The organism is Tenacibaculum sp. nBUS_03 (genome assembly GCF_051201695.1).
In the GTDB taxonomy this organism is placed as follows: domain Bacteria; phylum Bacteroidota; class Bacteroidia; order Flavobacteriales; family Flavobacteriaceae; genus Polaribacter.
In genome coordinates this window covers 975,225-995,256 of record NZ_CP179214.1, presented here as the reverse complement: position 1 = coordinate 995,256, position 20,032 = coordinate 975,225, and the positions used below count along the sequence as shown (strand labels likewise).

Here is a 20,032-nt window from a genome sequence, read left to right as displayed (position 1 = left end):
CAATAATCATGAAAAGGATAGCCAGAAACATAGCTAAGTTTAAGTGTTTAATAGTACTTGTTTTATTAAATACATTACCTACTTTTAGTATAAAAGCACAACAATTTTATCCTAAAAATTTTGATGTCAAGACTTTAAATGGAACAAATGGATTTGCAATACCTGGTATTGATCCAAAGTCTCAATTTGGTGCTGAAACTAAATTCATTGGCGATATCAATAATGATGGTTTTGAAGATATTGGTATTGGTGTTAACAATGCAGATATAAATGGGTTGAATCTCGCAGGAGCTGCTTATATAATCTTTGGAACAAATGCTGGGCTTCCTTCTAGTTTTGACATTACCAGTCTTAACGGTATAAATGGATTTGTAGTAGAAGGAAAAGAAGGGAGTAAACGTATGGGGAAATCTGTAGAAGGTTTGGGAGATATTAATGGAGATGGTATAGATGATTTGGTAATTTCATATGGCGGAGGCACGATGGTTATTTACGGAAAAACTATTCCTTTTAATGCTGTTTATACTGTTGATTATGCCGATGGAGTTAATGGTTTTCTTATTCAAGGCAGTGCTAAAGAAGCAGGTGCTCTTGGAGATGTAAATGGCGATACTATAAACGATTTTATATTAAGTAGGGCTGGTGGTTGCGCACAAATATACTTTGGTCGATCTACAAATTTCCCTGCTATTATTGATGCTTCTTGGTTAGATGGCATAAAAGGATTTAGCATTAAAAAATATTCGAATTCATCCATTCCTGGCTATTTAGCAGGTGGTGCAGGCGATATTAATAACGATGGTATTAACGATATTAATTTAGGCGATTGGGAATCTGGAACTGGAGCAAGAACACATTTAATTTACGGAAGAAACTCTTTTCCTTCTGTATTAGATGTAGAAACCATGTCGGTTACCGAAGGCTTTACTGTAGACCATTCTGGTGGTAATTTCTTAGCTTTTACAGGATCATTAGGAGATATTAACCATGATGGAATCGACGATTTCTTTTCTGAAAGGGCAGCTATTTTCGGAAAACCACTAACCGATCCTTTTCCTTCCCATATTCCATTGAGCAGTATTCATGATGGCACCTATGGTTTTGTGTTGCCAGGTACGTTAACTTCAGCTAGCATTGGCGATATAAACCAAGACGGAATTGACGATTTTATATCTGTCTATGGAGGAAGTGGCTATAATAATGATGCTTATGTTGTTTTTGGAAGCACAACTGGTTTTCCCAATCCTATTGATGAAATGACATTGAATGGTATGAATGGTTTTATCATTCCTGGGTTTAGAACATCAAATATTGGTAGACCTATAAGTGGTGGCGATTTTAATAATGACGGAATTTCGGACTTTATTATTGGTAGTCCAAATGAAGAACTTAGTGGAAGTGGCTTAAGAACGGGAGAAGCATATGTAATCTTAGGAGGTGATCATTATGCGATGCCCTTAAACGACACCTATCCTCAAGCTAATAATGAAACAACTTCTGGTTTTACGATTACTGTTAACGGTCCAGAAACAGGAACCATTCACTACGCCATTTTTCCAAGTACGTTTTCTTTAAGTGTAACACACGATATTATTACAGGAGGCACGGGAGCAGTAACTAATGGTAGTTTTTTAATGAATACCGCAAACACAAATATTGATGAAGTAATTTCATCTTTATCAGAAGATACCATATATGACATTTATATCTTCTTAGAAGATGGTTCAGGGAACCAAGGAGTGATCGAAAAAATAGATAATACCAAAACGTTGTCTAGCGGAGATACTACCCCCCCAACGATTACTTGTCCAGGAAATCAAGAGGTGCCTTGCCATACACATGAGGTTCCAGATTTTACAAGTTTGGTTGTAGCTACAGACCTCGTCGACCCTTCTCCTACTGTTACGCAAAGTCCTGCTTCAGGAACTCGATTTACAGATGGAATGACAATTACCATGACGGCTACTGATTCTAGTTCAAATAGTAATACCTGTACATTTATTTTAAATAGAGGGTCAGATACCGAAAAACCAGTGATTACTTGTTTAACATCAGAATCCTTATTTGTAAACGCTACCCTACCTAATTATTTTTTAAAACTAACAGTTTCTGACAGCTGTACTTCTATTTTCGATTTCACTTATACTCAAACTCCTGCACAAGGAACCGTGTTTACCTCAGACACTAATGTAACTGTAACCGTAACTGATGGGGCTGGAAATAGTGAGAATTGTTCCTTTTTAGTTACAACGCGTCCTTCACCTCCTCCTATAGATTGTACAACAGCTTCGTTGAATTTAAATGATTTAAATGGTAGCAATGGATTTACGATTGAAGGAGATAGAATAAAAGGTGAAACTGGTTATGATGTAAGAAACGCTGGAGATGTAAATGGCGATGGTATTAAAGACTTTTTAGTAGGCTCACCTGGAAAAGCCTATAGGATGAATACCTTACGAGGTATAGAAAGGGGGAATTTTCCAGGTGATGTTTTTGTTGTTTTCGGAAAAAGAGGAAATTTCCTACCAAACCTTGACACTAAATTACTAAATGGAACTAATGGATTTAAAATAACAAACGATATTCCGGGTGGAACTTTTCAATTTTCAGGTTATCAGGTAAGCACAGCTGGAGACATTAATAACGATGGAATTGATGATTTAATGTTTAGTGATCCATTCCGTCGTCATGCTTTGGGAAGTGAAATGGGAGAAACCTATATTGTTTTTGGTAAAAGAAGCGCTTTTCCTTCAGTGTTTAATGTTTCTGATATAGATGGTACAAACGGATTCGTATTTTTAGGTGGAGCTGCTTTTGATCAATCTGCACTTTCTATTGATTCTGCAGGAGACATTAACAATGACGGTATTAATGATATTATTATTGGTGCTAGATCAGCAAGATGGACGGATACCACTGGTAAATGTTATATTGTTTATGGAAGTTCTAACCCTTTTCCTGCTTTATTAAAAGCTGTCGATTTAAATGGTACCAATGGATTTACCATAAAAGGGAATGCCGATGGAGAGGCTATCGGAAATTTTGTTGCTGGTTTAGGAGATGTTAACGGTGATGGCATTGATGATCTTGGTTTTCAAGGTGGAAGAACAAATAAAACTTTTATCCTTTTCGGAAAAACAGGAAACCATCCACGTACTATTTCTACCGGCGAAATAAATGGTGCTAACGGATTTTATGTTGATGTTTCTTCTTTTACATCAAACCGATATAAGACATTAATAAACGGGGTTGGTGACATTAATAATGATGGAATTAATGATATCTTATTCGGAAATTCCTATCTGTTTTTTGGAAAGGATACTCCTTTTTCTGCTGAAGAAGATATAACAAGCTTAAATGGAATTAATGGATTTAAAATTTCATCAACTCCTACTGTTGCTAGTTCTGGAGGTGATTTTAATAACGATGGAATTGATGACCTTCTTTTAGGAACTTACGGAAGAAGTGTTATTGTTTTTGGAAAAAATACTCCGTGGAATGCAACTATCTCTACATATTCATTACCTCCTTCTGAAGCATTTATAATTCGTTCTTCTCTTAGAGAATATCCATTAGCAAATTTAGGGGACATAAACGGTGATGGAATTACTGATATCATCATTGGAGAAAAAGAAAGGTTGTACTATGATAGTAGTTCTAGTTTAGATCCTGGCCGTGCTTATGTTATTTATGGTTTTTCAGTTCCAGATACAGAGGCGCCTGTAATTACTTGTCCATCTGATCAAATCTTAGCTTCTGGAAATTTATTGCCAGACTATACTTCCTCAGCAACTGTAAGCGATAATTGTGATGTAAATCCAATAGTAACTCAATCTCCTACTGCAGGCAGCACCTATACTCCAGGAATGACCATTACCCTGATTGCAACCGATGTGAAAGGAAATACTAATGATTGTACTTTTGTTGTAAATGAAATTGTTGACTTGGTTCCTCCTACAGCCAGTAATCCATTATCTCTGAGTTTTCAGTGCTCTAGTGATGTTCCTACTCCAGATCCTTTAGTGGTTACTGATGAGGCGGATGACAGCATGATTACACCAACAGTTACTTTTATTAGTGATGTTAGTGATGGAGCGAGCAATCCTGAAACTATTTCAAGAACCTATCGCGTTACTGATCAAGCAGGAAACTTTATCGATGTAATACAAACAGTTATTGTAAACGATACCATTAATCCAACTGCGAGTAATCCTCCTAGTATAACAGTATCTTGTATTGCTGATGTTCCTGTACCAACTATAGCTGTAGTTACTGATGAAGTAGATAACTGCACTACGAATCCAACAGTAACTTTTGTAAGTGATGTAAGTGATGGCGGAAGTGCCCCAGAAACTATTACCAGAACCTATCGAATTACGGATGAAGTGGGGAATTTTATTGATGTAACTCAAACAATCACTGTAAACGACAGTATAAATCCAACTGCGAGTAATCCTCCTAGTATAACAGTATCTTGTATTGCTGATGTTCCTGTACCAACGATAGCTGTAGTTACTGATGAAGCAGATAACTGCACCACGAATCCAACAGTAACTTTTGTGAGTGATGTAAGTGATGGCGGAAGTGCCCCAGAAACTATCACCAGAACCTATCGAATTACGGATGAAGGGGGAAATTTTATTGATGTAACTCAAACAATCACTGTAAACGACACTATAAATCCAACTGCGAGTAATCCTCCTAGTATAACAGTATCTTGCATTGCTGATGTTCCTGTACCAACGATAGCTGTAGTTACTGACGAAGCAGATAACTGCACCACGAATCCAACGGTAACTTTTGTGAGTGATGTAAGTGATGGCGGAAGTGCCCCAGAAACTATCACCAGAACCTATCGAATTACGGATGAAGGGGGAAATTTTATTGATGTAACTCAAACAATCACTGTAAACGACACTATAAATCCAACTGCTAGTAATCCTCCTAGTATAACAGTATCTTGCATTGCTGATGTTCCTGTACCAACGATAGCTGTAGTTACTGACGAAGCAGATAACTGCACCACGAATCCAACGGTAACTTTTGTGAGTGATGTAAGTGATGGAGGAAGTGCTCCAGAAACTATCACCAGAACCTATCGAATTACGGATGAAGGGGGAAATTTTATTGATGTAACTCAAACAATCACTGTAAACGACACTATAAATCCAACTGCGAGTAATCCTCCTAGTATAACAGTATCTTGCATTGCTGATGTTCCTGTACCAACGATAGCTGTAGTTACTGACGAAGCAGATAACTGCACCACGAATCCAACGGTAACTTTTGTGAGTGATGTAAGTGATGGCGGAAGTGCTCCAGAAACTATCACCAGAACCTATCGGATAACGGATGAAGGGGGAAATTTTATCGATGTAACTCAAATAATCACTGTAAACGACACTATAAATCCAACTGCGAGTAATCCTCCTAGTATAACAGTATCTTGTATTGCTGATGTTCCTGTACCAACTATAGCTGTAGTTACTGACGAAGCAGATAACTGCACCACGAATCCAACAGTAACTTTTGTGAGTGATGTAAGTGATGGAGGAAGTGCTCCAGAAACTATCACCAGAACCTATCGAATTACGGATGAAGGGGGAAATTTTATCGATGTAACTCAAACAATCACTGTAAACGACAGTATAAATCCAACAGCGAGTAATCCTCCTAGTATAACAGTATCTTGCATTGCTGATGTTCCTGTACCAACGATAGCTGTAGTTACTGACGAAGCAGATAACTGCACCACGAATCCAACAGTAACTTTTGTAAGTGATGTAAGTGATGGCGGAAGTGCTCCAGAAACTATCACCAGAACCTATCGAATTACGGATGAAGGGGGAAATTTTATCGATGTAACTCAAACAATCACTGTAAACGACAGTATAAATCCAACTGCGAGTAATCCTCCTAGTATAACAGTATCTTGTGTTGCTGATGTTCCTGTACCAACTATAGCTGTAGTTACTGACGAAGCAGATAACTGCACTACGAATCCAACGGTAACTTTTGTAAGTGATGTAAGTGATGGTGGAAGTGCCCCAGAAATTATCACCAGAACCTATCGAATTAAAGATGAAGGGGGGAATTTTATCGATGTAACTCAAACAATCACTGTAAACGACACTATAAATCCAACTGCGAGTAATCTTCCTAGTATAACAGTATCTTGTATTGCTGATGTTCCTGTACCAACGATAGCTGTAGTTACTGACGAAGCAGATAACTGCACTACGAATCCAACGGTAACTTTTGTGAGTGATGTAAGTGATGGCGGAAGTGCTCCAGAAACTATCACCAGAACCTATCGAATTACGGATGAAGGGGGGAATTTTATCGATGTAACTCAAACAATCACTGTAAACGACACTATAAATCCAACTGCGAGTAATCCTCCTAGTATAACAGTATCTTGTATTGCTGATGTTCCTGTACCAACTATAGCTGTAGTTACTGACGAAGCAGATAACTGTACCACGAATCCAACGGTAACTTTTGTAAGTGATATAAGTGATGGCGGAAGTGCTCCAGAAACTATCACCAGAACCTATCGAATTACGGATGAAGGGGGAAATTTTATCGATGTAACTCAAACAATCACTATAAACGACACTATAGCACCTGTAATCGAATGTCCAGATGACATTGTTCAAAATACAGAAGGAGGTTTATTGAAAGTAATTGTGAATTTCGATGTTCCTGAAGCTACTGATAATTGTTCTGCCGTTACGATTAATCAAATAGCGGGATTACCCTCTGGATCTGAATTCCCAATAGGAACCACTATTATTACGTTCGAAGCAACGGATTTAAAAGGCAATTCTAGCACATGTAGTTTTAATATTACTATAGAGAATGTAAATCCAATTAAAAGTAAGTACGGTTTTTCTCCTGATGGTGATGGTATTAATGAGTACTGGGAGATTTCAGGCATCACTGATTATCCTAAAAATAAGGTATCGATATACAATAGGTGGGGCGATTTGGTTTTTGAAATTTCTAACTATGACAATTTTTCTAATGTTTTTCGAGGAATTGCTAATAAAAAAAGAAATTTAGGAGCATATGAGCTTCCTGAGGGTACTTATTTTTTTCAAATTAATATTGAAAACAAGCAACATCAAAAAGAACAAACAGGGTTTCTTGTTTTAAAACGTTAAGCAATGAATTTAAGATTTATATTATTTCTATCGGCTCTAATATCGACAGGTTTTTTACATACTATTTTAGGGCAACAGACACCTGTTTTTGCAAATTACAGTTATAACAGTGTAGTGTTTAATCCTGCTCACGCTGGTTTTTATAAGAGTACAGATATCATCGTTAGCGCTAGTGGATATTTAAATGGTTTTGAAGGAAGTCCTAGAACTATTGGTTTAAGTATTAATACACCTATGAGCTCTAAAAATGTGGGGCTAGGAGCTGGTGTTTATAGTGATCAAATAGGTGTTAGTCGAATGACCAATATCTTTGGCGCATACTCTTATAAGTTGTTTTTAAACTCTGATAGAAGCACTTGGTGGGACTATAATCCTCATGTTTTGTCTTTTGGGATTACTGGTGGATTTATAATTTATGGTGAAGATTTATTGGCTTTGGAAATCAAAGATGACCCAAATTTTGCTAAAAACATAAATACACTTGTACCAACTATAGGTGCTGGAGTATTTTATAACAGAGAACAAGTTTATATTGGTTTTTCTGCGCCTAATTTATTAGGAAGTTCGTTATCATCAGAAAATAATGTAAATATAACTAGTCCTTTTTATCTACTGACTGGTTATCGTTTTTTTGCCACCCGATTTAGAGAAATACTGATTAACCCAAGCATGCTTTTCAAATATTCTTCAGGGGCGCCTATCCAAGTAGATGTAAACATGAAAGTAAATTTCAAAAATAAGTTTGAAGTTGGGGTAGGGTACCGAACAAATACTTCTGTTAATTTTCTAGCAGGATTTAGAATATCTAATAATTGTAGAGTTACCTATAATTACAATCAAGCACTTAAAAACAATCCTACAAGTATGCACGGTATTGTTTTAAATATTCGATTGAAGGAAGGGTTTAGTTTTAGGTAACATTGATTTAATCATAATTTATTAAGCTGAAAAAATCAAAGGATTTGTTTTCATGTAGATAATTGAATCTAATACTGTAGAAATGTATACATCAAAATCCTCAAAATAAAAAAGTAGGAACTAGCATGATTGAAGGAAATAATTACTGTTAAAATTAAGTGTTAGAAAAAGTTAATCTAATACACAAAAGATGAATTTAATCTTTACCAAATCTTTATGTATACTTTATGTATTGTAGAGCCTAAAAACACCTAATTAAACTATACAAGGAAAAAAGATTACACGTATCTTTGGGCATTGAAAAACTGAATATGGGATTTAATTTTTTTGATAAAAATATAATTTAAATCAGTAACTATATTTCAGGATTTTTCATTTGAACAAAATTTAAAAATGGCGGTTCCTAAAAATAAAGCAGAATTAATTTTTGAAATAGAAAGTAGTTATTCCAAGTTGAAAAAAGATTTGGAAAACATTTCATTAGAATTTACCAAAGTAAAAGAACTTGAAGGACACTCAAAAGGAACTAAAATGAGTGTTTCTGATTTGGTAGCTTATCTTATTGGTTGGGGAGAGCTCGTTTTAAAGTGGAATAGAAAAAAAGAAAACGGTGAAGCCGTTAATTTTCCCGAAACAGGCTATAAATGGAATGAACTTGGAAAACTTGCCCAAAAGTTTTATTTAGACTACGAAAAACTCAACTATTTAGAATTGCTCATTAAGCTTGACGAAACCATAGAAAAACTTAAAAAGTTAATTGAGCATAATACGAACGAGGAATTATATGAAAAACCTTGGTATGGGAAATGGACAAAAGGAAAAATGATACAATTGAACTCTTCTTCTCCTTATAAAAACGCAAGAAGTCGAGTAAGAAAATGGAAAAAATCAAAATAAGAAACTAAAGTTAATTTTTTGACCTAAGCTGAAAAGTATATGTTCGTAAACAACGACAGAACATGGCTGACAGTTTAACTAATAATATAAAACTACAAATATTTAATTTAACATATGTATACTAAAAGAACTTATTCAATAGGAAAAATGCTTAAATGGACACGACATGACATTTTATGGTTTCTATTGATATCGTTAATTCCAGTTGTTTTATACACAGTTTTTAGATGGTATTGGTTACACTTACCTTGGTTACCTATTGGTTTAGTTGGTACAGCGGTAGCTTTTATTATTGGTTTTAAAAATAATGCTTCTTATGATAGGTTATGGGAAGCAAGAAAAGTATGGGGAGGAATCGTAAATGCATCTCGTTCCTTTGCTATTATGGCAAATGATTTTATCACAAATGAGCGCGCAGATAAAAAACTATCGGAAGAAGAATTATTTAGTATTCGAAAGAAATTAATCATGCGTCATGTTGCTTGGATGAGTTCACTTCGACATGCCTTGAGAACTCCAAAACCTTGGGAAATCACAACGATTAGAAAAGCAGAAAAAGAATACATGAAAAAATTCAATATTCATGAACGATTGTATACGCTAGAACAAGAGTTAGAAGGGTATGTAAGTGATAAAGACAAAGAATTTATTTTAAATAAAACGAATAAGCAAACAGCGTGTATTACGTTGCAATCAAAACATTTAAGACAGCTAAAAGAAGACGGTTATATTTGGGAGTTTTCCTTTTTGGAAATGGAAAAAATGATGGTTGAATTTCATACGCTACAAGGAAAAGTAGAGCGTATTAAAAATTTTCCGTACCCAAGGCAGTTTGCTACTTTAAATCGCTATTTTGTTTGGATTTTCGTTATACTTTTACCCTTTGGAATGATGAACGAATTTGATAAAATAGGTTTAAGTATTGTTGAAAATATGCAGCAGTATAAGCCTTATCCAAATTCAGGGTTTCATCATATTATAGAGTTAATTGGCCAACATTTTGTTTGGTTTACAATTCCTTTTAGTGTTATAATTTCTTGGATTTTTCATACTATGGAGCGTATTGGAGACGTATCTGAAAATCCGTTTGAAGGTAATGGTAATGATGTTCCAATTACAACAATGTCAAGAGGAATAGAAATTGATATTCGTCAAATTATTGGAGAAAATCATGAAACGATTCCAAATCCTATAGAAACTAAATATAATACACAGTTATAGTTTATATGCAATAAAAACTTCTACTCAATAAAAATTAAATTCTGTTTTTAAGAACTATATAAAAAAGATAATGTTTATTGTGGAATAGTATATAATTCATTAATAATTAAATAGGTGAAAAAGTAAAACCCTTTAAAAAGGGTTTTACAAACTTTAAAACTACCAAACAACTAACTAAGCCAGTTTCATATAATGAGACCTATTGTTAAAAAGGATACTCACTTAAAATTAAAAAATGGATAGGTTTTCTTAATTACTATAAAATAATTAAGAGATAGATTGGAATAGTTTTTATAATGAAAGATGATTATTGTTTAATGATACACTAAATGTTTTGGTTTGTAACTACTTGTGATTTTTTTCTTTTTTTAGCAATTCAAGTCAATTGAAATTAATTACTCATCAGGTTTTAAAAGAAAGGAATAGTTACTGTTTATTAGTTAATTTTCATTTAGTTTTTTTGTACTCAAAATATATAGATTGTTTTCTCATCAGGAATAAAGCAGCTTGATAAATATTATCAAAAAAATAAACAAAAGTAAAAAGAGCTGCGCATTAATATAGTTTGACTTGTGGGGGGCGCTTAGAGCTAGTCAAGTTTGATTAATACGCAGTAATATAAAATATATTGAAAAACTATAAACTGACAAAACAAAACCAAACACAATGATAATACTTATAAAACATCATATGATATTGTATTTCTAAGTTTTACAAAGTGTTGATGTACATCGTTTTTTTTTAGATTTCATAATTAAGGTTTAATTATAAGTTAGTATAACGAGAAAAAATGTTACATAATAAGATTAATTATTTGTTTATAAAGAAGAGAAGCCCCCCATGGACTTCTTCTTTATACTAATCAAACTAAAAAACAAAAAAATGAAATTTTAAAATATATAATAAATATAATTTAAGATTGAATTATATAATTAAAGTATTTGATAAGATGCTAAATTGTTTCGATAAACAGTAAACTATGTGCAGACCAATATAAAAGTAATTCATAAAAAGCTCAAAAAGTTTAAAATTTTAGTAGCTAGATTATTTTTTATAATCTTTAGACAATGGGACTTGGCAGTAGGAAGGTGCTTAAATCGATGAGAAATTTAGAATTTAAAGATTCAGTTTAAAATAAAAAAAGCTCCCTAAGGAGCTTAACTTTAATTAATTCATAAAAACTCTTTCCCCCAAAATCATTTTATGAATTTATATAACAGTCTTATTTAATTTAACCCTAAAAAAATATTAAAAATAATTATAAGTACTTAAAAGTCTTACGCTGTAAACCCTAAAATAGATGATGAATATTGTTTGTTTTTAGTTCTAAGATTTTGATTTAATTGGTTTTATTGAATTGTTATTTAGTTATGATATAATAATTATAGAAACTTTATAAACAACAGTAAGAAATGTAAATGTGAATAAAAAAACAGCTAACTGCCCCTTAACTCAGTTAACTGTAATCACTCTGAAATAAAAAATAGATTAATTTAAACTACGGTAAATTTAATAAGTGATAGCTTTTAAAACAATAAGTAAAAGCACTGAGTTTTTATTGGGGATAACCATTAGAAAAGTAAGTTAAATCATTAACGATATATAAAGTAATAGATACTTAAAAAGTAAAACCCTTTTAAAAGGGTTTTACAAGTTTTAAGGGGATAAAAAAATTATGTAGGGTAATTTTTTATGTAATGAGTCTTTTTGTTTAAAAATATACTCATTAAAAAGTAAAAAAAAAATAAATAAATGTCTCATAAGTTTATTTAACTGCCATAAAATAGAATAACATGTATTTGAATTGGTAAAAAACTAAAAGTGAAACTTTTTTAAAATATAATGATGAACGTAATAATATAAAGAATAAAATATTGGAGTAAAGTTTCTACAATTATTAGCTACAATAGTAGTTACTTAAAAAAAAAACAATACAAAAAATTGATTATGAAGTCTTTATTTGTTTTTTTTTATTGTTTTTAATATGTTAAGTAAAAAAATGTAAATGTGGCTATCTAAAATGTTTTAAATGTTAAAAATTAAAATATATATTTGTAGAGCTATAGTGAATTGAAAGCTATAAAAGAAAATTAAATTATTTTAAAATCGCTGTGAAAAACTTCTTCTTAATTAAAGAATGTTTATTTGTGCGATTTTATTTGACAGTAAAAAACAATTAAAATTATGAAAAACAAATACTTATTCTTGTTCATTTTCCTATGTCTATCAACTATTACGATAGCACAAAATATTGTAAACATCCCCGATGCTGATTTTAAATCTTTTTTAATTGGCAAAAATAATATAAATACCAATGGCGATTTGGAGATTCAAATTACCGAAGCTGAGTCTTTTACTGGTGAAATAGATGTTTCTTACAAAGGTATTTCTAGTTTAACAGGTATCGAATCATTTACAAAATTAACAAAATTATATTGCGATGGAAATAAACTGACGAGCTTAGATGTATCTAAGAATACTAAGTTAGTTAACTTAAAATGTGCTTTGAATAATCTTACGAGTTTAGATGTGTCAAATAATATCGAGCTAACTTCTTTAACTTGTAATGACAATCAACTTTCAGAATTAGATGTATATAAAAATACTGTTTTAACTGCTTTAAATTGTAAAAATAATGAAATTAAAATTTTAGATTTATCTAATAATGCAGAGTTAACTGAGTTATGGGGTAATGATAATAAACTTAAGTATTTAAATTTAAAAAACGGTAAAAATCACTTGTTGGAGATAATGCATGTTTGGTCGAATTATGATCTTTTCTGTATTCAGGTAGATGATGCTGATAACATACCTAGTACATGGGAAAAGGATTCTACTGCCAATTTTAGCGAGAATTGTAATACCTATTTTAAAGATATAGTAAATATACCGGATCCTGAGTTTAAAAAATACCTAGTAAACAACGTTTTAATTAATACTAACAGAGATTCAGAAATACAAGTAGGTGAAGCAAAATCATTTGAAGGCACTATAGCAATTGCTATTTTTTCAAATATTTCGGATTTAACTGGTATTGAGTATTTTCCTAAGTTGACAAAGCTACATTGTAAAAATTCTTACCTTACGAGTATAGATGTATCTAAGAATACGGCGCTAACTTCTTTAAAATGTTCCTGGAACAAACTCAAAAGTTTAGATGTATCTAAAAATACTGCACTAACAGAGTTAGAGTGTGGTAATAATTTAATTAGAAGTTTAGATGTGTCTCAAAATACGGAGCTAGAAGAGTTTTCTTGCAGAAGTTCTCTACTTTCAAGTATAGATATCTCTAAGAATACTAAGTTGGTTAACTTAGAATGTGATGGTAATGACATTAGCAGCTTAGATGTGTCAAATAATACTGAGTTAGTTAAGTTAAATTGTTCTTTTAATAAACTTAGTAGTTTAGATGTATCAAATAATACTGAACTAACTTATTTAAAATGTAACAATAATTTAATAGAGAGTATAGATGTGTCTGGAGCTACTTCGTTAATTACGATTGATTGTTCTAAAAACGATATTAGTACTTTAGATGTTTCTAGAGCTACTTCGTTAATTAGTTTAAATTGTTCTAAAAACGATATTAGTTCTTTAGATGTATCCAGCAACACCTCATTAACTAGGTTGTATTGTAATGATAATAAGCTATGGAAATTAAACCTAAAAAATGGTAATAATACTAATATGACGCTTATGCATGCTCATGGTCAAATACCACCTACTTGTATTTTAGTTGATGATAAAGATGCTGTATATCCTAGCTGTGAAAAAGATAGCTTCATGGGCGGAGGCTGGTGTAAAGATAGAGATGGTAATTATAGAGAAGTTTGTACCGCATATGAAACTGCAGTGTACATTCCTGATACTAAATTTAAATCTTTTTTATTAGGGAACAAAACTCATATTAATATAAATGGTGATTCTGAGATACAAGTTAATGAAGCAGAAGCATTCAGTGGTAGTATAAATGTTTTTAATGATGGTATTACCGATTTAACAGGTATTGAAGCGTTTATAAATATAACTAGTTTAGATTGTTCAGAAAATAAACTTACAAGTATAGATGTATCTAAGAATACTAAGTTAGTTAACTTAAACTGTGCAGAAAACAACCTTACGAGTTTAGATGTATCAAATAATACTAAACTAACTTCTCTATCTTGTAGTGGAAATCAACTTTCAGAGTTAAGTATACATAAAAATAGTGAGTTAACTAATTTACAGTGCTATGATAATAAACTTACGAGTATAGATGTATCTAAAAATACTACATTAACTGAGTTCGATTGTAAAAATAATAAACTTACGAGTATAGATGTATCTAAGAATGTCTTCTTAACTGATTTAGTATGTACTAATAATCAACTTACGAGTATAGATATATCACGAGCTTCTGCGATAACTAATTTATATTGTGGTAAAAACCAACTTACGAGTCTAGATGTATCAGGAGCTAGTGAACTAAATTTGTTAGAATTTTATGACACTCGACTTACTAGTATAGATGTGTCTAAGAATGCTATGCTGACCATTTTACGATGTTATGATAATGAACTTACGAGTCTTGATATATCTCAAAATACAATATTAACCGAATTAGATTGTAAAAATAATAAACTTACGAGTCTAGATGTGTCTAAGAATATTGAACTAACCGATTTGGAGTGTTCTAAAAATCAACTTACGAGTTTAGACGTGTCTAAGAATACTAAACTAGGTTGGTTATATTGTAATAATAATGAACTTACGAGTTTAGATGTATCAAATAACAGTATATATAATTTACATTGTTATAGTAATAAACTTAAGAGTTTGAACTTAAATGATCCTGGCATGTACTTTATGGGGGAATACCGTGTGGAAGAAATGTTGGCTTATGATAATGAAGATCTTAGTTGTATTTTGGTAGTAGAAGAAAATGCTTCATTCCCCAGATGTAATAAAGATAAAGGAGAAGGATGGTGTAAAGATGATACAGCTATTTTCAGTGAAAATTGTGAAACAGCCAGTATAGATAAAGTATTTAATGAAGCTGTTTCTATTACTCCTAACCCGGTAGAGGATAAGTTAATTGTTTCTCTTTCTGGTTTAGAGAAATTGAAAAGTGTAAAAGTATATTCTGTTTTAGGAAATAAAATTTTAGAAACAAAAGATTATGCTATTGATTTCAGCGCTTTACCTAATGGAGTATATCTAGTGAAAATAGAAAGTAAGGACAATAAAGTAGCATTAAAAAAAGTAATAAAAAATTAACTAGTTTTTAAATGTGATTTAAATATTAAAATCCCAATAAGCTTCTTTATAGTCTGCAATAAGTAGCTATATAGTAAGGCCTTTTAAAAATATAAAATAAACATAAAAAAACATCTTTTTAAAGATGTTTTTTTATGTTTATTACTTAAAGTATAGGTATGTCAAAATAGTATAGATTATGAAATTAATTAAAGATAAAATAATAAATTTTTCTATTTATCCTTAATAGATTGACAATGGTAAAAAATGGAGGTATTAGTTTATATGAGTATATTTTAAAAACAAGTATAATTCAAAAAAGGAGTAGACATTTCAACAGGCAAGCTAGCTAGTCTATTAGGACTAGCTAACTATAAGTTTATTTAAGAGTCCCTACAATTCCTAAATAATACAAAGTAAATTTAAGTAAATAGTAATTAAAATAATACACTCCTTACCCTGATTTTTTGTTTAGGGATAACCATTAGAAAAGTAAGCTAAATCATTAAAAAAAATAAAAAGTAAGTATTTATTAAATAAAAATGCTTTTATGTAAAAGGATATGAGTTATGAGAAATCAAAATATTATGTGGGTTAATTTCATGTAATAAGTTTATTTACATATCAAAAAATCCTAATTTTAAGAGTTAACACAACGGTAGTAATTTAAATAACATTTTCAAAAATAGTAAAAGCAACGTAAAAGTGTGGTCGCAATAAAAACAAATGAAAATTATGAAAAAGAGAACTACACAGATATTAAAAAATATTAGATAAAACAGAAAAGAAGCCCCCCCACGGAACTTCTTTTTCTTTTCTACTTATTTAATATTCACGTAAGAATGAATCCTAGCTTAAAAAGTCGAGTTAAATTAAATACCTTACAGAAATTAATTAAAATATTTTAATTGATGTAGTAATAAATTTAGAAAATATGCATGTTATAAAAATATCTAAATGAACTTTTCGACTAATCGATTTATATAAAGAGTATAATTATTCTTTTAAAAGAGTAATAAGTTATGAGTGTTTTTAGGTGTTAACTAGTAGTTTTATAGAAGTCAAAATTAATCAATGTATCTAAAGAAAATTTGAATAATACTTTTACTGATAATAATAATTCTGATTAGAAACATGGTTGTAAAAATCTTAAATTATGGGTATGCATTATTCTAATCTACAAAATTAAATGATAATAAAACTGATATTAATAGACTAGTGAAGATGGTAGTATAAAATCGCAATTTATTTAGCTAATGAATTCGTGGTTATATGCAAATATTTAAAAGAATACTTGATGAAAATAATAAACGATAATTAAAGATAGATTTAATTTTACATATTAAGAGTGTTCAAGCGAGTATTTAATAAGAGGAAATTACTGTTTATTAGCTTCTATACTTAAAAGAGTATAAAAGAATAACAATTTAAGCTACCAAAACACCACAAGGAGAGATTGTACAGTGGAGCTTTGATAGCAAATAGTTAATAACAACACATTAGACAACATAAAAACTATTTAGAACAAATCTAAATAATATTTTTTGATAAATAAAATAAAGTTTAAAAAATATTTATACAAAAAGAAGAAGTAACCCTTCTAAAGTACTTCTTCTCTCTATACTAACCAAACTAAATACAAAAAATGAAAAATCAAATTTTAAAACTATACTGTAAATATAATTTAAGATGTAAATAAATGATTTAAGTATTTGATGAATGGTTGATATGTGTCGTTAAAAGGTTGCAAATGTAGTGATTAAGTGAAAATAACTAATAAGGCAAATTAGATGCAAGGAAGTGTGAATTATAAAAAAAAACCACTCAAAAAAATGAGTGGAAAATTGCTATGAAAAAGAAACTTAGAACGTCTTCTAAGTAAAGTCAAAATTACATTAAATAAATTGAATTTCAAAAAAAATAATTAAAAAAATAGATTAAAAGCTAAAAATAATATCATTTTAACACCAAATAATAATTAAACAAAGAATTGAGGAGGCAGGAAAATATTCCAAATATAGAAGAAATGTTAGAATTGTCAGGATTAAAATAAGAGTTTCAAAGATTGGTGGCTTTTAGTGATGCATATTTTTAAAAATTATGCAAAATCCAAGGTGGTATTTAATCTTTAGCTTTATGCATTTGGTTTGATACCTTGATGAAATGAGATATAGTAGGCGAAGTTTTTAAAGGAATACAGATAATTTAAGTAAGCTTACTGACTTATGTTTTGAAATAGTATTTTAGTAACCTTTAAATAAATTAAAAGTTTGATGTTTTCAAATACTGTTCTTATGCAAAAAGATAAAAAAATTAAAAAAGCATGGCCTACAAAAGCGGCAATGGAGCAAGTGTATCAATTGAATTTATGGGGAAGTAATGGGGCTGATTTTTATTCAGGAGAAGGTTCTCATAAAGATGAAATAGTACAACCTTATATAAATGAACTAGTTTCTTTTTTAGAGTCTTTTGATGAACCATTAGTAGTTTGTGATTTAGGGTGTGGAGATTTTAATGTTGGTAAAGAATTAGTTAGTTATTCTAAAAAGTACATTGCTATAGATATAGTTGGAGAACTAATAGATTTTAATAAAGAAAAGTTTATACAGGAGAATTTAGTATTTGAATGTAAAGATATAGCTAAAGAAAAATTACCAGATGGAGATTGCGCTATACTTAGACAAGTATTACAGCACTTATCAAATGATGAAATACAAAAAGTCGTTAGAAAGTTAGTTAAGTATACCTACGTAATATTAACAGAACACTTGCCAAAAGAAGATTTTAACTCTAATAAAGATATCATTTCAGGCCAAGGAATTCGCTTAAAAAAGAAAAGTGGAGTTGATTTATTAGCAACTCCTTTTAACCTAAAAATAAAAGAACAAAAGGAGCTGCTAACTATTATTCTAGATGATTGTAAAGGAAAAATAGTTACAACTTTGTATGTTCTATAAACTAACTTTGCTATGGAGTATTATTTAAGTCCTTATCTTCTTCAATAAGTTTTTTTTCGTGCTTGTCCCAGCTTTTTTGGGCTCTAATTTTTTTATACAAACGAACTGCCAACATTAACAGAACGGATACTAAAACAATACCAATGACTCCCCAAATCCAGTTGATTGCATTTTGTAACACAACTAAAAAAACAACAGCAAAAAGAATAATAGTTGCTACTTCATTCCAAACTCTTAATTTTAAAGAAGAATGCTTAATTATGTTTTTTTGTAGCTGTTTGTAAATTCTTTGACAACCCCAATGATAAACATATAAAGCTAATACAAATGAAAGCTTCACATGCATCCAAGACATTTGAAGATAACTAGGATTTTTGTACAGCATCCAAAAAGCAAAAAAACTAGCCAATATAGCAGAAGGCCAGGTAATTATATACCACAGTCTCTTTTCCATTAATTTGTATTGAGTTTGAAGTATTTCTTTTGCAGGTTCTTCTTTTTTTTCAGCTTCAGTGTGGTAAATAAATAAACGAACAATATAAAAAAGTCCTGAAAACCATGTTACTACAAATATGATGTGTAAAGCTTTTACATAATAAAAATCCATATATTAATTATTGTTGAAATCATTAATCCAACCACTAAGCACGTCTACCCATTCATCATTATCATTAATACAAGGAACCGTATAAAATTCCTCGCCACCAGCTTCTAAAAACTCTTCCTTGCCTTCCATAGCTATTTCTTCTAAGGTTTCTAAACAATCGGAAACAAAAGCAGGAGTTACGATAGCTAATTTTTTAATACCTTCTTTTTCAGCTTTATTAACTATCGTTCGATCGGTATAAGGTTGTAACCATGGGTCAACACCTAAGCGAGACTGAAAAGATGTAGAAACGGTATTTTCATCTAAACCTAATTCAGATATTACATTTTTTGTGGTTTCAAAGCACTGGTGTCTATAGCAAAATTCATGAGCAGGAGATGGAGTATTACAGCAGCTGCCATCAATTTTACAATGTGATTTTGTAATATCTGACTTTCTAATATGACGTTCAGGTACTCCGTGGTAGGAAAATAATAAATGATCATAATCTTTATCATTCAAATACTCTTTAATACTGTTAGAAAGAGCTTTGATATACTCCGGTTTTTGATAAAAAGCAGGGACATCGGTTATTTTCATGTCAGGAAAAAATTCAGCACGTAACTCTTCTGCTAAAACAACAATTGTTTCAGTAGTAGCCATTGCAAATTGAGGGTACAAAGGAATTAGTTGGACTTCTCTTACACCTTTATCGTATAATTCTTGTAGTCCTTTTTTTATAGACATGCTACCATATCGCATAGCTAAACCAACAGGAAGTGTTGTTTTTGTTTGTACTTTCTCTTGTAGTCTTTCAGATAAAACAATTAAAGGAGACCCTTCTTTCCACCATATTTTTTGATAAGCTGCAGCAGATTTTTTTGGTCTTGTGTTTAATATAATACCTTTTACCAAGAATGAACGAAACCAATATGGAACATCAATAACACGTTCATCCATTAAAAATTCACCTAAATATTTTTTTACATCTTTTGGATCAGTACTTTCTGGAGATCCTAAGTTTACTAATAATACTCCTTTCATTTGTTGAG

General features: G+C 30.9%; 8 protein-coding genes. 6 read left to right on the top strand and 2 right to left on the bottom strand.

All coding sequences use genetic code 11. From position 1 onward, the window contains the following. Positions 1–8 precede the first annotated feature (8 nt). The 6 genes from ACMFBB_RS04500 (at position 9) to ACMFBB_RS04475 (ending at position 18,394) form a co-directional block, all read left to right on the top strand. Positions 9–7,166, top strand: a complete 7,158-nt coding sequence (locus ACMFBB_RS04500) for an HYR-like domain-containing protein (RefSeq protein ID WP_435263269.1) — start codon at positions 9–11, stop codon at positions 7,164–7,166. 3 nt (positions 7,167–7,169) lie between these two features. Then, a complete protein-coding gene (locus ACMFBB_RS04495) occupies positions 7,170–8,084 on the top strand; it encodes a PorP/SprF family type IX secretion system membrane protein (RefSeq protein ID WP_435263268.1) in 915 nt (304 codons plus the stop codon). A gap of 393 nt (positions 8,085–8,477) precedes the next feature. Next, positions 8,478–8,981, top strand: coding sequence for a ClbS/DfsB family four-helix bundle protein (locus tag ACMFBB_RS04490; protein ID WP_435263267.1), 504 nt, complete (start codon positions 8,478–8,480; stop codon positions 8,979–8,981). Positions 8,982–9,095: 114 nt separating this feature from the next. Next, positions 9,096–10,202 carry a bestrophin family protein gene (locus ACMFBB_RS04485; protein ID WP_435263266.1) on the top strand — a complete coding sequence of 369 codons (1,107 nt, stop codon included), beginning with the start codon at positions 9,096–9,098 and terminating at the stop codon, positions 10,200–10,202. Positions 10,203–12,386: 2,184 nt separating this feature from the next. Beyond that, complete coding sequence (locus ACMFBB_RS04480; protein ID WP_435263265.1) at positions 12,387–15,458, top strand: T9SS type A sorting domain-containing protein; 3,072 nt, start codon at positions 12,387–12,389, stop codon at positions 15,456–15,458. A 2,273-nt stretch (positions 15,459–17,731) separates the two neighbouring features. Next, complete coding sequence (locus ACMFBB_RS04475; protein ID WP_435263264.1) at positions 17,732–18,394, top strand: methyltransferase domain-containing protein; 663 nt, start codon at positions 17,732–17,734, stop codon at positions 18,392–18,394. A gap of 10 nt (positions 18,395–18,404) precedes the next feature. Here ACMFBB_RS04475 and ACMFBB_RS04470 read toward each other — a convergent pair whose 3' ends face one another. Together ACMFBB_RS04470 and hemH are read right to left on the bottom strand one after the other, a co-directional pair. Further along, on the bottom strand, positions 18,405–19,001 hold the full coding sequence (locus ACMFBB_RS04470; RefSeq protein ID WP_435263263.1) for a CopD family protein: 597 nt from the start codon (positions 18,999–19,001) through the stop codon (positions 18,405–18,407). Between the two features lie 3 nt (positions 19,002–19,004). Then, positions 19,005–20,024: a ferrochelatase gene (gene hemH / locus ACMFBB_RS04465; RefSeq protein ID WP_435263262.1), complete on the bottom strand. Its 1,020-nt coding sequence runs from the start codon at positions 20,022–20,024 to the stop codon at positions 19,005–19,007. Positions 20,025–20,032: the final 8 nt, after the last annotated feature.